This window comes from Serratia sp. 201 (assembly GCF_037027545.1).
Classification (GTDB): domain Bacteria; phylum Pseudomonadota; class Gammaproteobacteria; order Enterobacterales; family Enterobacteriaceae; genus Serratia; species Serratia bockelmannii.
Genome location: NZ_JAXCHC010000001.1, coordinates 601316 through 614899, shown reverse-complemented (window position 1 = coordinate 614899; position 13584 = coordinate 601316). Strand labels below are relative to the sequence as shown.

Sequence of the window (13584 nt, the reverse complement as noted above, 5' to 3'; positions counted from 1 at the left end):
CGATCCCTGTCCGGCGCAACGCGCTCCGGACGGAATGCTGTGATGTATCGATAAGGATCCGCTTCGTTATGATCGTTCTTTCGAACGTTTGCAAAACTTTTGACAGCGCACAGGGCCGCGTCGTGGCGGTAGACGACGTCAGTCTGGCGGTGGACGCCGGGCAAATTTACGGCATCATCGGCTACAGCGGCGCGGGCAAAAGCACGCTGATCCGCCTGCTCAACGGCCTGGAAACGCCCACCAGCGGCCGCATTGACGTGGGCGGTTTCGATATTGCCCGCGCCAAAGGGAGCCATCTGCGCCAGGCACGCCTGAAAATCAGCATGGTGTTCCAGCACTTCAACCTGCTGTGGTCGCGCACCGTCAGCCAGAATATCGCTTTTTCCATGCAGATCGCCGGCGTGCCCAAGGCGCAGATTGCGCCGCGCGTGGCGGAACTGATCGCGCTGGTCGGCCTGCAGGGGCGCGAAAACGCCTATCCGTCGCAGCTCAGCGGCGGCCAGAAACAGCGCGTCGGCATCGCCCGCGCGCTGGCCAATAACCCGAGCGTGCTGCTGTGCGACGAGGCCACCTCGGCGCTCGATCCGCAAACCACCGACGCCATTCTCGACCTGCTGCTGGACATCAATCGCCAGCTGAAATTGACCATCGTGCTGATCACCCACGAGATGCACGTGGTGCGCAAAATCTGCCACCGCGTGGCGGTAATGGAAAACGGCCGCATCGTCGAAGAAGGCCCGGTGCTTGACGTGTTCACCCGGCCACAACAGCCGATCACCCGGCAATTCGTCAAACAGGTGTCGCAGTATGCGGACACGGAAGAGAGCTTCAATCCGCTGCTCACCGCTCATCTGCCGGGGGCGATTTTCAAGCTGACCTTCGTGGGCGTGCAAACCCATCAGGCGGTGATCTCCGAAGTGATCCGGCGCTACGCCCTGACCGTCAACATTCTGCACGGCAAGATCAGCCACACCCTCAACGGTTCGTTCGGCGAACTGTACATTCACGCCGAAGGCAACGAACAACAAGTCGCCGACATGCTCAGCCTGCTGCACGAAAGAGATATCGCCGTCGAGGTTATCCAACATGATTGAATCCCTGTTCCCCCACCTGCGCCTGGACCAACTGTGGGACGCCACCTGGGAAACGCTGTACATGACCGGCATCGCCGGTTTGGCCACGCTGGTGCTGGGCATCGTGCTCGGCGTGCTGCTGTTTTTAACCTCGAAGGGCCAGTTGCTGCAGAACCGGGCGGTCTACTCGCTGATCTCCGTACTGGTCAACGTCTTCCGCTCCATTCCGTTCATCATTCTGATCGTACTGCTGATCCCGTTCACCAAGTCGCTGATCGGCACCATTCTCGGTGCGGACGCCGCCCTACCGGCGCTGATCGTCGGCGCCGCGCCGTTCTACGCCCGGCTGGTGGAGATCGCGCTGCGCGAGGTCGACAAAGGGGTAATCGAAGCGGCGCGCTCGATGGGCGCCAAAAACCGCACCCTGATTTTCCGCGTATTGCTGCCGGAGAGCTCGCCGGCGCTGGTTTCCGGCATCACCGTCACCCTGATCGCACTGGTGAGCTACACCGCGATGGCCGGGGTGATCGGCGCCGGTGGCCTGGGCAACCTGGCCTATCTGGAAGGCTTCCAACGCAACCACAGTGACGTGACGCTGGTGGCGACGCTGACGATCCTGCTGATCGTTTTCGTCATTCAGTTCATTGGCGACACCCTGACAAGAACGCTCGATAAACGTTAATTAACCAAGGAAAACGATGATGAAAAAGCACCTACTGATGTTGGCTTTCGCCTCTGTCGCCACCCTCGCCTCTTACGGCGCCGCCGCGGCGACCAAGCTGGTGGTCGGCGCCTCCAACGTGCCGCACGCCGAGATCCTCGAACAGGCCAAACCGATACTGGCGAAGGAAGGCATCGATCTGCAGATCAAGCGCTTCCAGGATTACATTCTGCCGAACACCGCCTTGGCCAGCCACGACATCGACGCCAACTACTTCCAGCACGTGCCTTACCTGAACTCGGTGCTGAAAGACCACGCCGACGACAAGAGCTACGACTTCGTCAGCGCCGGCGCGATCCATATTGAGCCTATCGGCATCTACTCGAAGAAGTACAAGAGCCTGAAAGATCTGCCGGAAAACGGCAAAATCATCATGCGCGACGCGGTGGCGGAAGAAGGCCGCATCCTGTCAATTTTTGAGCAGCAAGGCGTGATCAAGCTGAAGCCAGGGGTGAGCAAGGTGGACGCGCGCATCACCGACGTGGTGGAAAACCCGAAACACCTGAAGTTCCAGGCGAACGTTGAAGGCGCGCTGCTGCCGCAGATGTACAACAACAACGAAGGTGACGCGGTGGTGATCAACGCCAACTACGCCATCGACGCCGGGCTGAATCCGACCAAGGATCCGATCGCGGTCGAAAGCGGCGAAAACAACCCGTACGCCAACATCATCACCGTGCACAAAGCCGACGTGAACAAGCCGGAGATCGTGGCGCTGGTGAAAGTGCTGCACTCCAAGCCGATTCAGGACTTTATCCGCGAGAAGTACCAGGGCGCGGTGATCCCGGTCAATCAGTAGTAGGTTATACGGCCCGGTGAAAACCGGGCCTGTTTCTACACCTTATTGCCAATCTGGCTGAGCCGCGGCCACACCAGCATCAGCGCCTCCAGCAACCGCAACAGCTCGCTCCGGCTTGCCCCTTCTCGCGCCTGCACCGACATGCCTTCAATGGTGCAAATGACGTATTTCGCCAGCAGCGCGGTATCGGTTTTCGCCAACAATTCGCCCTGCTGCACCTTGCGATCGAAGCAGACTTTCAGCGCCGCTTCCTGGGCATGATGTTTTTTGCGCAGCATCTGGGCGACGTCGTCGGAAGCAGACGACAGTGCCGCGGAGGCGCACACCATAAAACAGCCTGACGGCGTATCGGGGTCGGTAAACACTTCGACGGAAGAGCGCACGTAGGCCTCGACGATCTCGGCCACCGGCACATCCTGTTCCAACAGCTGGTTGGTGCAGGTGGTGTATTTTTGCAGATAGCGTTCCACCGCCGCGCGGAACATCCCCTCTTTGTTGCCGAATTCCGCATACAGCGTCGGCGCCTTGGCGCCGGTCACTTCCACCAGATCGGCCAGCGAGGTGGCTTCATAACCGTGCCGCCAGAACAGATCGAGCGCGCTTTCCAGCGCCCGGTCGCGATCAAATTGTTTTGGTCTGCCACGGCTTTTCTTGCCGCAGACCGCTTCATTGATGCTCATCGTTCCTCTCCTATCCCGCTCCACGGCAGGCTTAGCACAAATAACTTAACGATCATTATAAAAAAATATTGCGCGTTCGTCGAGAACCGATTAGCATTTAGTTATCGATCGTTAAGATAATTTAACGAAGCAGATTAAAACCCTCTATTGACCGTTATCAGAAAGGAATTAACATCATGAAAAATTTAAAATTAACCTTAGCAGCTCTCACTCTGGCCAGCGTTTCCTTCGGCAGCTTCGCCGCCGATTTAGTCCAGAACCAACCGGCAGATCAACAGAAAGTGGGCGTCATCACCGTCAGCGGCGCATCCGATCTGACCTCGCTGGAAAGCAGCCTGGCCGCTAAAGCCGATCAGGCAGGCGCAAAATCCTTCCGCATCATCGGCGCCGGCGGTAACAACCAGCTGCATGGTACTGCAGAAATCTATCAATAACAAAGCATTAATCCTGTGGACTGCATACCCTTATTGCTCACAGCGCCAGGGCGTAAAAAAATTAATTAACGAGCATTAAAAAAACACTTGCAATCCGTCAAACCGGCATCTAACATTAAATTATCGATCGTTAATCAATTTAACGACCTTACAAAACAAACATCGTAAAGAACAAAGATAGGAAATAAGACCATGAAAAACCTGAAAATGACCATCGCAGCCATCGCACTGGCTTCCGTCTCCTTCGGCAGCTTCGCCGCCGATCTGGTTAACGCACAACCCGCCGACCTGCAAAAAGCCGGCGTCGTCACCGTCAGCGGTGCGTCCGACCTGAGCAGCCTGGAAAACAAACTGGCGGCCAAAGCCGACGCGGCGGGCGCCAAATCCTTCCAGATCATCGCCACCACCGGTGACAACAAACTGCACGGCACCGCGATCATCTACAATTAATGGCCAGATAGGCAATCGTGCAAAAGGGCGGCTCAGGCCGCCTTTTGTTTGTTTTGACGCCAACATTCTGTTGTAAGCTGTAGCGACCTTTTCTTGCTGAGCCGAGCAACGCCATGACTCCCCTGCTGTTTCACAAATATCACGGCCTGGGCAACGACTACCTGGTCTGCCACCGTTCGGTCGCCGATCGTCTGAGCCAGGAACAGATCCGCCTGTTGTGCCACCCGCATTACGGCATTGGTTCCGACGGCCTGCTGATCGACAGCGGTGACGCCGTCAATCCCACCCTGCGCATCATCAACCCGGACGGCTCCGAAGCGGAGAAAAGCGGCAACGGCCTGCGTATCTACGCGCGCTATCTGTTTGACAGCGAGCGTGTAGGGCATCAGCCGTTTCTGGTGCACACCGCCGGCGGCGACGTGCGTTGCCAGGTGGCGCAAGACGCGCATCAGATAACCGTGGAGATGGGGCGCGCCAATTTCAGCCCGGCGGCGCTGCCGGCCTTGATCGATCTGCCGGAGGCGCTGAACTATCCGCTGCCCCTGAGGGAGGAGACGTTGAGCGTTTCGCTGGTGTCGATGGGCAACCCGCACTGCGTGGTGCCGGTGGAAAAACTGGATCTGGCGCAGGTGCATCGGCTCGGACCGCTGATTGAACGCCATCCGCTGTTCCCGAAACGCACCAATGTACAACTGGTGGAAGTGGCCGATCGCCAGACGCTGCGCATCGGCATCTGGGAGCGCGGCGCCGGCTTTACCCTCGCCTCCGGCAGCAGCAGCTGCGCCGCCGCCAGCGTGATGCGCAAGTTGGGACGAGTCGGCGATCGGGTTAGCGTGCGGATGCCGGGCGGCGAACTGCAGATCGCCTTCAGCGGCGATTTTCAGGTCAGCATGCGCGGGCCGGTGCATAAAATCGCCACCCTGACGCTGGACGAAGATTGTTTTGCCGGCGGTCCGGGGCTGTTTACGGGATCCACCCCAGCAGCCTGAACCACAGATAGTCCAACGGCACCAGCAGCGCAAAGCTGAGCGCGGCCAACAGCAGACACAGCTTTAGCCCTTCACGCGCCGGCACTTTGCCCATCCCCATCGCCACCACGATCGGCGAGGCCTGATACGGCAACAGCGGCGTGGCGTAACCGATCACCTGGGTCATCAGCACCGTCAGCAGCGGCAGGCCGCTGCCTGCGGACAGCGCCTGCGCCAGCGGAGTAAACAGCGCCGGCACGCCGTTGGCGGTCACCACGAAATTCAACAGCGCGGTGATCCCCACCAGCGAACCGAATGCGGTAAACGGCTTGCCGTGCAGATCCGGCATCATCGCCAGCAGCGCACCGCCCAACCGATCGCCGAGACCCGAGTGGCTGACCAACGCGGTCAGCCCCAGGATCCCCGCCACGTAAATACAGGTGCGCACGTTAACGCCGGCGGCGAACTGTTCGCCGTTGAGAAAACCGAGGCGCGGCAGCAGGCAGACGCAGGCCGCCGCCAACCCGATCCAGGCGGGGGCGATGCCGTGCCAGCTGTCGGTCATCCACAGCAGCACCGTAATGCCCAACAGCGCGATCAGTCGCCACTCGGCGGCACTGAGCGGCGTTTGCCCCGCCTCGGCCGTCACTGGCTGCGGCCGGGCACGGAACAGGCCGCAGATGCACAGCGTCAGCAGCGCGCCTTTGGCCACCCCGAGCACCGGGGCATGCAACAGCAGATAAGAGAGATAAGCGAAGTGGCTGCCGTAGGCGCTTTCCGCCGCACCGCTCATCACCAGGTTGGGCACGTTGGCCGGCAAAATGCTGGCGGAGAGCTGGAAGGTGCCGAACCCCACCGCCAGCGCCAAACCGATGCGGCCGCGCGAGCCTTCCGCCAGGCCGGCGCGCTCGGCCAACGCCATGACGATCGGCATCAGCAGCGTAATCCGCCCCATGTTCGAGGGCATGACAAACGCCAACGCGTAGCTTATTGCCACCACGCCGCCCACCAGGCGCGGCCAGGAACCGGCCAGATGCGGCAAGAGCCGGTTGGCCAGACGATCCGCCAAGCCGGTGCTGCGGATGGCGCTGCCCAACACGAAACCGCTGAGCACCAGCCAGAATGCGGAGGACGCGAAACCGGAAAAGGTCACCGCGGCGGGCGCCAGCTGCAATACCATCACCGCCGCAAAGAACAGCAGCGCGACCAAATACTCCGGCAAGCGGGCGCTGGCCCATAGCGCGATGACCACCAGCGTGACCAGCGCGGACAGCGCCATCGGATCCCCCAACATAGTTTCCTCCCTGATAAAACGTTGTGATTGTTATCAAACGGTTAACAGGGTGACACAAGGCGCAGGCGTTAACCTTGAAACCGCTCACATATCGTCGTTCTGCAGATTTTTCAGCATGCACACATTGCAGCCGTGGTGGCCGGTATTGCCGCGCCGTTCCGTCAACAGCGTGAAACCCAGCGCGTAATACAGCCCAATCGCCTCTTTCAACTGTTCGGTGGTTTCCAGATAGCAATAGCGATACCCTGCCGCCCGCGCCGCCTTCATCGCCTGCACCACCATATAGCGCGCCATGCCCAGCCCGCGCGCGCCGGGCTTGAAAAATAGCTTCTGCAGCTCGCAATAGCCGGGCTCTTCGCCCGCCAGCGGCGCCATGCCGACGCCCCCCACCACCTGCCCGTCCCGCTCCAGCACCCAGTAGCGGCCGCCGTTGTCGCGATACAGGCCGGTCAGCCGATCGAGATCCGGATCGTGCAGGCTGACCCCTTCCATGTTGTCCATGCCGTACTCGCGAAACACATCGCGAATGATCGCCGCCATCGCCGCATCGTCGCGCACGGCGATCGGCCGCACCCGCAGATTGGCGTCGCGCTGTTTGCGCGCGCTACGCAGCGCCGCAGTCATCTTTTTCATCGCCGCAGTGGTGCTCGCCAGCTCATCGTCGTCCAACTGCGCCAGCGCCGCCTGCATAAAGCCGTCGGCGTCGCTCTCGATGCCGGCCAGCGCCTTGCCGCCCTGTTTACTCAGCCGATGCAGGTTGTGCCGCTTGTCATCCGGATGATCCACCGTTTCTATCACGCCGGCGGCGACCAGGCTGCGCAGCGCCCGGCTGGCGCTGGCCTTGTCGATGCAAAGTCGGGCCGCCAGCTCGGTGACGCCCAGCGGCTGCTCGCTGACTTCGATCATCAGATGGATCTGCAGCGGCGAAAAGCGCGAGCCGTTGCTCTGCTTGTTCAACATGCCGAATTCTCTGACCAAACTGCGCGCCAATGCTCTGAAATCCCTGATGTTCACGGCGTTATGCTCCCCTGTACTTCCACCTTCACGCTGCGTTGGATGGATTATTGGTTGATAGTGTTACCTAATTTAGAACATAACGATAACGCATAAACAATTGCGAATGAATAACCAACGGGGCATCTGAATATGTCAAAACATTTCATTAACCAGAATTTAAAACCATTTAATTGATTATTTTAAAAACTTAAATACAAATTAATATTTAAAATTAAAATAAAAAACCAATAAAAATGAGAGTAAAAACATCAAAATTTGACATAACAAAAAACAAAGCAAATATCTATTTGAAAAATAGTTAATAAAAACTAAAACGTGAAAACTTGATAGCAGCAACTTAATCGCTATCCCGTCAATATCGGTTACATATTTACGCCTGCCTTCGCGCGCCTCCCTACGCCATTGTCCCTTTTGCCAAAAGTAGCCCATGCTTTAACTGCTCCTTTCCTTCTGGCTAACCGGGACGCTGGCTCATGACGAAAAAAACCACCCTGCTGCAATTCTTCCACTGGTACTACCCCGACGGCGGCAAACTGTGGCAGGAGGCCGCCGAGCGCGCTCCGCACCTTGCCGAACTGGGCATCACCGATCTGTGGCTGCCCCCCGCCTGCAAGGGCGCTTCCGGCGGCTACTCCGTCGGCTACGACACCTACGATCTGTTCGATCTGGGCGAATTTGACCAGAAAGGCAGCGTGGCCACCAAATACGGCGACAAGGCGGCGCTGGAACATGCCGCCACTACGCTGCGCGAACACGGCGTGGGGGTGATCTACGACGTGGTGTTCAACCACAAGCTCGGCGCGGACGAAAAAGAACGGGTACACGTGTTCAAGGTGGACGCCAACAACCGCAACGACATCGACGACCAGGGCTTCGACGCGCTGGCTTACACCCGCTTCACCTTTCCCGGCCGCCAAGGCGTGCATTCCGAGTTTATCTGGGATTACAAATGCTTCAGCGGCGTCGATTACGTTGAGCAGCCGGATGACAAAGGGGTGTTTAAAATCGCCAACGACTACGGCGACGACGGCTGGAACGATCAGGTCGACGACGAGAAAGGCAACTATGACTATCTGATGGGCGCCGACGTGGAGTTCCGCAATACCGCCGTGACGGAGGAGCTCAAATACTGGGCGCGCTGGCTGCTGGACACGCTGCCGTGCGACGGCTTCCGCCTCGACGCCGCCAAACACATCCCCGCCTGGTTTTTCAAAGAGTGGGCGGATCACGTGCGCGACAGCGCGCAGCGCGATCTGTTTATCGTTGCCGAATACTGGTCGCACGACCTCGGCGCGCTGCAACAATACATCGAGTTGGTGGACGGCAAGGTGATGCTGTTCGACGTGGCGCTGCACCTGAAGTTTCATCAGGCGTCAAAACAGGGCGACGGCTTCGACATGGCGCAGATCTTCACCGATACCCTGACCGCCGCCGATCCGGCCCACGCGGTGACGCTGGTCGCCAACCACGATACCCAGCCGCTGCAATCGCTGGAAGCGCCGGTGGAACCCTGGTTCAAACCGCTGGCCTACGCGCTGATCCTGCTGCGCGAACAGGGCGTGCCCTGCGTGTTTTACCCCGACCTGTATGGCGCCAGCTACCGCGACAAGGGGCGCGACGGCGGCGAGTACCAGATTGACATGCCGGCGATCCCGGAGCTGGAGAAGCTGATCGCCGCCCGCCAGCGTTTCGCCAACGGCCCGCAAACCGACTACTTCGATGACAGCCACTGCGTGGCCTTCAGCCGCGCCGGCACCGCCGAGGCCCCCGGCTGCATGGTGGTGCTGACCAACGGCGGCGAGAGCGGCAAGACCGTCGCACTGGGCGCCGATTTGGCGCACACCGCCTGGCGCGATTTCCTCGGCAACCGTCAGGAGGAAATCACCACCGACGACCAGGGCAGCGCCCATTTCCCGGTCAACGCCGGCAGCGTCAGCGTCTGGGTGCCGGCCGCCAGCCTGTGAGTACCCGCCGCCGCGCAATGATGACGCGGCGGCAAAACTAATGTTTGCCTTTCGGGTCTAACTTACGCTATCAACTGCGCAAGCCATTCACACCGGAGCCTAAATAGGGTACAAGGCTGCATGAAAATTCCAAAACGACTCCAGCCGCTGGTAGATGACGGGTTAATCGACGACGTCATCCGCCGGTTGAAAAGCGGCAAAGAAGCCGACGTGTTTATCGTGCGCTGCGGCGATGAGATCCGCTGCGCCAAAGTGTACAAAGAGGCCGAGAAGCGCAACTTCAAGCAGGCCGTTCACTATCAGGAAGGGCGCAAGGTGCGCAATAGCCGCGACGCGCGCGCCATGAGCAAAGGCTCCAAATTCGGCCGCCAGCAGCAGGAAGAAGCCTGGCAAAACACCGAAGTGGACGCGCTGTATCTGCTGGCCAAGGCCGGGGTGCGGGTGCCGCAGCCGGATATCTGCCTGGACGGCGTGCTGCTGATGGAGCTAATTACCGACGAAGAAGGTCTGGTGGCGCCGCGCCTGAGCGATGTCATCCTGACGCCGGAACAGGCGCGGGCCGATCACGCCCTGATGATGAACTACGCGGTGCGCATGCTGTGCGCCGGGCTGGTGCACGGCGATCTGTCGGAATTCAATGTGCTGATGGATAAAGACGGGCCGGTGATCATCGATCTGCCGCAGGTGGTGGACGCCGCCGCCAACAACCACGCCAAAAGCATGTTCGAGCGCGATATCAACAATTTGGCGGAATATTATGGCCAATTCGCGCCGGAACTGCGCGACAGCCAATACGCCAAAGAGATTTGGGCGCTGTATCAGGAAGGCAATCTGACGCCGGACAGCGCCCTCAGCGGCCGGTTCAGCGAAATCCAGAAGCGCGCCGATGTCGGCTCGGTGCTGGAAGAGATCCAGGCCGCCAGCGAGGAACACCAGCGCCGCATCATGGCGCGCAACGCGGAAGAGTAACGCGCCGCGCTATTCGACGCGAAACACGTCCGGCCGCTGCGGCGTCGCGGCCTCGTGATAAATATCCCCCAGATAGCCGGCGATCTCCTCTTCGTGCAGATCCGCCGGCAGCACGATATCGTGGCTGGGGGCATACTTGCGCTCCGGCAGCGTCACGCGGAACAGCCGCCACTCATCCCCGATGCGCTTCACGCCCAGCAGACGGCCGAACACGTTAAAAATCATCATCCGCCATTCCCCCTCTCGTCGCTTTCAGGCTATAACACTGTGATGCCACCGCAGTGAAAAGGAAAGCGTATGAGTGAAAAAACGCCGCAGTTCTGGCGCGATCCGCAGTTGCCGTTCGTCGAAGCCCGCGCCATCGCGGATGGCCGCCAGGCGTGTTACAGCCTGCACAGCCACGAATTCTTTTCCATCGGTGCCATCACCGGCGGCGTCAGCACCTATGTCAACGGCGAGCGGCGCATGCAGGTTAGCGCCGGCGATCTGGTTGTCATCAACCCGCAGCAGGCGCACGCCTGTAATCCGATCGCCGACCGCTGTTGGTCATACATCATGTTCTATCTCGATCTCGCCTGGATCGGCGCGCTGCAGCAGGAGCTGCTCGGGGGCGAAGGCGAGCGTTTTGTTCCCTTCAGCCAGCCGCACAGCCGCGATCCGGCGCTGTTCCACGGCCTGAATCGGCTTTATGCGCTGCTGACGGATCCGCTGTGCAGCGCGCTGGAAAAACAGATCGCCATGGTGGAGTATTTCAGCGCCCTGCAGCTCGGGCTGGGCAGCGGCCGCCAGCCGGAGACACCGCCGCATGCCCGGCTGGAAGCGGCGGCGGCGTTTATCGACGCGCACTGCACCCGGCCGCTGACGCTGGACGATATTTGCCGCGCCGCCGCGCTCTCGCCCTCTTACCTGATCCGCGCCTTCCGCCAGCGTTACGGCATGACGCCGCACGCCTATCTGGTCAACCGCCGCGTGCAGCACGGCCATCGGCTATTGAAAAGCGGCCTGCCGATCGCCGCGGCCGCCAGCGAAAGCGGCTTTGCCGATCAGGCGCACTTTCAGCGCACCTTCAAACAGCTGCTGGCCGCCACGCCCGGCCAGTATCAAAAACCCTCCGCCAACAGATAGCAGGCGCTGGCCGCCAGCAACGCCGCCATCACGCGGTTGAAACGCTGTACGTTGCGCGCCTGCCTGAGCAGGCCGCGCAGCATCGCACCGACATAGGCCCAGCAGGCCACTGAGGCATAGCAAATCACGAAGTAGAGCCCGGCGAATTGCCACAGCAGCCGGATGTCGCCGTCGCCGACAAAAGCGCCGAGGCTGGCCACCGACGCCAACCATGCCTTGGGATTCAGCCATTGCATCAGCGCGCCGTACCAACAGGAAGGCGCCTGCGCCGCGCCGTTGCCCAGCCTGCCGTCGTCAAACGCCAGCCGGTAGGCCATAAACAGCAGGAAGGCCACGCCGGCCCACTGAATCAAGCGGGTCAGCGCCGGCCACAGGATCAGCAGCTGGTGCATGCCCAATCCCAGCAGTAACAGCAACAGGGTAAACCCCAGCGTGGCGCCGAATACGTGACGCTGGGTCGCGCCAAAGCCGAATTGCGCCCCGGCGCTCAATGCGACGATGTTGACCGGGCCGGGGGTGATGGAGGCCGCCAGCGCGAACGCGGCCATGGAAAGGTAGATATTCATGATGGGCACCTGAGAAAATATTCACAGGTGCCAGAGTGCCGGGCCGCGCCGACAACGTATTGAACAGAATTGCCCTGTTCAATTTAGCGCACGGCGACGGCCCGGCGGCGCGGCAGCCCAAAGGTGTTGACCGCCATGCCGGCCAGCACCAGCAATGCGCCGCCGAACTGCGCCGGCGACAGCGCTTCGTCCAGCAGCAGCCAGGCGGCAAACAGCCCGACCAACGGTACCAGCAGCGTCAACGGCGCGACGCGCCAGGTTTCGTAGCGCCCCAGCAGGCTGCCCCACACAGAATAACCGAACAGCGTGGCGGCGAACGCCAGATAGGCAATCGCCAGCCAGGTGCCGACCTGCACATGGCTCAGGCTGGCGAGCACCACCTGCGGGCCGTCGAACAGCCAGCTGCAGACCAGGAACGGCACGACCGGGATCGGCGCGCTCCACACCACCAGCGACAAAATGTTGCGCTGCGGGAAACCGGCCAGGATCTTCTTGTTGGTCAGGTTGCCCAGCGCCCAGGAAAACGCCGCCGCCAGGGTCAGCAGCAGGCCCGCCAGGGGGACCGCGCCGCTGCCCGGCTTATGCAGGCTGGCCTGCGCCAGCACCAGCATGCCGCCGCTGGCGATAGCAATGCCGACGAAATGGTTGACGCGCAGCTTTTCGCCCATCAGCACGACACCCAACAGCAGGGTGAAAAACACCTGCGCCTGCAGCACCAGCGAGGCCAGCCCCGCCGGCATGCCCACCTTGATGGCGACGAACAAAAACGCGAACTGCGCGAAGCTCATGGTCATGCCGTACAGCAACAGCCATTTCCACGGGATCGTCGGGCGCGGAATAAAGAAGATCGCCGGCAACGCCACCAGCAAAAAGCGCATCCCAGCCAGCAGAAATGGGGGCATGCCCTGTAAACCGAACTTGATGACGACGAAATTCACACCCCAGATCACCACCACCAACAGCGCCAACAGCCGATCGCGCAATGTCATCCTCGCCCCGCTTATCCCATTGAAAATTCGCTTTACCTTGCAGATTACAACCAAACCGGGGACATGGACACCGGCAAACGCCGGCGCTTATTCCGGCATCAGGCCGATAAAGGTGGTTTTCTTGCGCGGGCCGGTCATCAGCGCTTCCAGCTTCTCCACGCACTGCAGGTAATGCGGGGTCTGCTTATGCGCCGCCACCGCCTGCTCGTCGCGATAGGCTTCGTAGATGTAAAACCGCGTCGGAATATGCTCATCCTGCAGCACGTCGAAGCGCAGGTTGCCCGGCTCTTCGATCGCCCCCAGATGATTGGCGCGGAAAACGTCGATAAATTCGTCGATTTTGTCCTGTTTAACGTTGATCTCTACCAATGTGACGTGCATGACAGCTCCTTGTTTGAACGGCGCGCCGTAGCATGGCGCTTTCCAACCATAGGTTCATTCCCGTCGATTGCCCTGCCGCAACGGCAATTTTGCCGCCTGGCTCACAAATCGCACCGGCGATGCCCACCCCACCCCCGGCGAGGGAAGACGGCGG

The 13584-nt window shown here is 60.4% G+C and carries 16 protein-coding genes; 9 read left to right on the top strand and 7 right to left on the bottom strand.

The window, feature by feature from the left end:
• Positions 1–68 precede the first annotated feature (68 nt).
• The 3 genes from WA302_RS03410 to WA302_RS03400 are packed head-to-tail and all read left to right on the top strand — an operon-like array spanning position 69 to position 2593.
• Entirely contained in the window at positions 69–1094 is a 1026-nt protein-coding gene (locus WA302_RS03410) for a methionine ABC transporter ATP-binding protein (RefSeq protein ID WP_025302007.1), read from the top strand.
• A complete protein-coding gene (locus WA302_RS03405; RefSeq protein ID WP_004939505.1) occupies positions 1087–1755 on the top strand; it encodes a methionine ABC transporter permease in 669 nt (222 codons plus the stop codon). Before WA302_RS03410 ends, WA302_RS03405 begins: the two co-directional genes overlap by 8 nt.
• Positions 1756–1774: 19 nt before the next feature.
• Positions 1775–2593 carry a MetQ/NlpA family ABC transporter substrate-binding protein gene (locus WA302_RS03400; protein ID WP_043136906.1) on the top strand — a complete coding sequence of 273 codons (819 nt, stop codon included), beginning with the start codon at positions 1775–1777 and terminating at the stop codon, positions 2591–2593.
• 35 nt (positions 2594–2628) lie between these two features.
• Here WA302_RS03400 and WA302_RS03395 read toward each other — a convergent pair whose 3' ends face one another.
• On the bottom strand, positions 2629–3273 hold the full coding sequence (locus WA302_RS03395) for a TetR/AcrR family transcriptional regulator (protein WP_049203879.1): 645 nt from the start codon (positions 3271–3273) through the stop codon (positions 2629–2631).
• A 176-nt stretch (positions 3274–3449) separates the two neighbouring features.
• Between WA302_RS03395 and bhsA (WA302_RS03390) the strand changes: the two genes are divergently transcribed.
• The 3 genes from bhsA (WA302_RS03390) (at position 3450) to dapF (ending at position 5146) form a co-directional block, all read left to right on the top strand.
• Positions 3450–3707, top strand: coding sequence for a multiple stress resistance protein BhsA (bhsA, locus tag WA302_RS03390; protein WP_033637578.1), 258 nt, complete (start codon positions 3450–3452; stop codon positions 3705–3707).
• A 192-nt stretch (positions 3708–3899) separates the two neighbouring features.
• Positions 3900–4157, top strand: coding sequence for a multiple stress resistance protein BhsA (gene bhsA / locus WA302_RS03385; RefSeq protein ID WP_016928601.1), 258 nt, complete (start codon positions 3900–3902; stop codon positions 4155–4157).
• A gap of 113 nt (positions 4158–4270) precedes the next feature.
• Positions 4271–5146, top strand: a complete 876-nt coding sequence (gene dapF, locus WA302_RS03380) for a diaminopimelate epimerase (protein ID WP_261456149.1) — start codon at positions 4271–4273, stop codon at positions 5144–5146.
• Here dapF and WA302_RS03375 read toward each other — a convergent pair.
• On the bottom strand, positions 5121–6419 hold the full coding sequence (locus tag WA302_RS03375) for an SLC13 family permease (protein ID WP_261456148.1): 1299 nt from the start codon (positions 6417–6419) through the stop codon (positions 5121–5123). The genes dapF and WA302_RS03375 overlap by 26 nt on opposite strands.
• Positions 6420–6503: 84 nt before the next feature.
• Positions 6504–7409 (bottom strand): bifunctional helix-turn-helix transcriptional regulator/GNAT family N-acetyltransferase, encoded by a 906-nt coding sequence (locus WA302_RS03370; protein ID WP_038629042.1) that lies wholly within the window; start codon positions 7407–7409, stop codon positions 6504–6506.
• 500 nt (positions 7410–7909) lie between these two features.
• Between WA302_RS03370 and amyA the strand changes: the two genes are divergently transcribed.
• Together amyA and WA302_RS03360 are read left to right on the top strand one after the other, a co-directional pair.
• Positions 7910–9400, top strand: coding sequence for an alpha-amylase (amyA, locus tag WA302_RS03365; protein ID WP_261456147.1), 1491 nt, complete (start codon positions 7910–7912; stop codon positions 9398–9400).
• Positions 9401–9520: 120 nt separating this feature from the next.
• Positions 9521–10369: a PA4780 family RIO1-like protein kinase gene (locus WA302_RS03360; RefSeq protein ID WP_025302000.1), complete on the top strand. Its 849-nt coding sequence runs from the start codon at positions 9521–9523 to the stop codon at positions 10367–10369.
• A gap of 9 nt (positions 10370–10378) precedes the next feature.
• On the opposite strand, the gene WA302_RS03355 is transcribed toward WA302_RS03360, so the two are convergent.
• Positions 10379–10597, bottom strand: a complete 219-nt coding sequence (locus WA302_RS03355) for a DUF7661 family protein (RefSeq protein WP_049203872.1) — start codon at positions 10595–10597, stop codon at positions 10379–10381.
• A 69-nt stretch (positions 10598–10666) separates the two neighbouring features.
• On the opposite strand from WA302_RS03355, the gene WA302_RS03350 reads away from it, so the two are divergent.
• On the top strand, positions 10667–11494 hold the full coding sequence (locus WA302_RS03350; protein ID WP_261456146.1) for an AraC family transcriptional regulator: 828 nt from the start codon (positions 10667–10669) through the stop codon (positions 11492–11494).
• On the opposite strand, the gene WA302_RS03345 is transcribed toward WA302_RS03350, so the two are convergent.
• From WA302_RS03345 to lsrG, 3 genes are all read right to left on the bottom strand, one after another.
• Positions 11470–12060 carry a LysE family translocator gene (locus tag WA302_RS03345; RefSeq protein ID WP_043136876.1) on the bottom strand — a complete coding sequence of 197 codons (591 nt, stop codon included), beginning with the start codon at positions 12058–12060 and terminating at the stop codon, positions 11470–11472. The genes WA302_RS03350 and WA302_RS03345 overlap by 25 nt on opposite strands.
• An 83-nt stretch (positions 12061–12143) precedes the next feature.
• Positions 12144–13049, bottom strand: coding sequence for an EamA family transporter (locus WA302_RS03340; RefSeq protein WP_025301996.1), 906 nt, complete (start codon positions 13047–13049; stop codon positions 12144–12146).
• A gap of 87 nt (positions 13050–13136) precedes the next feature.
• Positions 13137–13430: a (4S)-4-hydroxy-5-phosphonooxypentane-2,3-dione isomerase gene (gene lsrG, locus WA302_RS03335; RefSeq protein ID WP_033642299.1), complete on the bottom strand. Its 294-nt coding sequence runs from the start codon at positions 13428–13430 to the stop codon at positions 13137–13139.
• Positions 13431–13584: the final 154 nt, after the last annotated feature.

Excerpts from the sequence above, each read along its gene's own strand:
- dapF (WP_261456149.1), top strand. The coding sequence starts at position 4,271 with ATGACTCCCCTGCTGTTTCACAAATATCACGGCCTGGGCAACGACTAC.
- WA302_RS03360 (WP_025302000.1), top strand. The coding sequence starts at position 9,521 with ATGAAAATTCCAAAACGACTCCAGCCGCTGGTAGATGACGGGTTAATC.
- WA302_RS03345 (WP_043136876.1), bottom strand. The coding sequence starts at position 12,060 with ATGAATATCTACCTTTCCATGGCCGCGTTCGCGCTGGCGGCCTCCATC.
- bhsA (WP_033637578.1), top strand. The coding sequence starts at position 3,450 with ATGAAAAATTTAAAATTAACCTTAGCAGCTCTCACTCTGGCCAGCGTT.
- bhsA (WP_016928601.1), top strand. The coding sequence starts at position 3,900 with ATGAAAAACCTGAAAATGACCATCGCAGCCATCGCACTGGCTTCCGTC.
- WA302_RS03350 (WP_261456146.1), top strand. The coding sequence starts at position 10,667 with ATGAGTGAAAAAACGCCGCAGTTCTGGCGCGATCCGCAGTTGCCGTTC.
- WA302_RS03375 (WP_261456148.1), bottom strand. The coding sequence starts at position 6,419 with ATGTTGGGGGATCCGATGGCGCTGTCCGCGCTGGTCACGCTGGTGGTC.
- WA302_RS03395 (WP_049203879.1), bottom strand. The coding sequence starts at position 3,273 with ATGAGCATCAATGAAGCGGTCTGCGGCAAGAAAAGCCGTGGCAGACCA.
- WA302_RS03340 (WP_025301996.1), bottom strand. The coding sequence starts at position 13,049 with ATGACATTGCGCGATCGGCTGTTGGCGCTGTTGGTGGTGGTGATCTGG.
- WA302_RS03410 (WP_025302007.1), top strand. The coding sequence starts at position 69 with ATGATCGTTCTTTCGAACGTTTGCAAAACTTTTGACAGCGCACAGGGC.
- lsrG (WP_033642299.1), bottom strand. The coding sequence starts at position 13,430 with ATGCACGTCACATTGGTAGAGATCAACGTTAAACAGGACAAAATCGAC.
- amyA (WP_261456147.1), top strand. The coding sequence starts at position 7,910 with ATGACGAAAAAAACCACCCTGCTGCAATTCTTCCACTGGTACTACCCC.
- WA302_RS03400 (WP_043136906.1), top strand. The coding sequence starts at position 1,775 with ATGAAAAAGCACCTACTGATGTTGGCTTTCGCCTCTGTCGCCACCCTC.
- WA302_RS03405 (WP_004939505.1), top strand. The coding sequence starts at position 1,087 with ATGATTGAATCCCTGTTCCCCCACCTGCGCCTGGACCAACTGTGGGAC.
- WA302_RS03355 (WP_049203872.1), bottom strand. The coding sequence starts at position 10,597 with ATGATGATTTTTAACGTGTTCGGCCGTCTGCTGGGCGTGAAGCGCATC.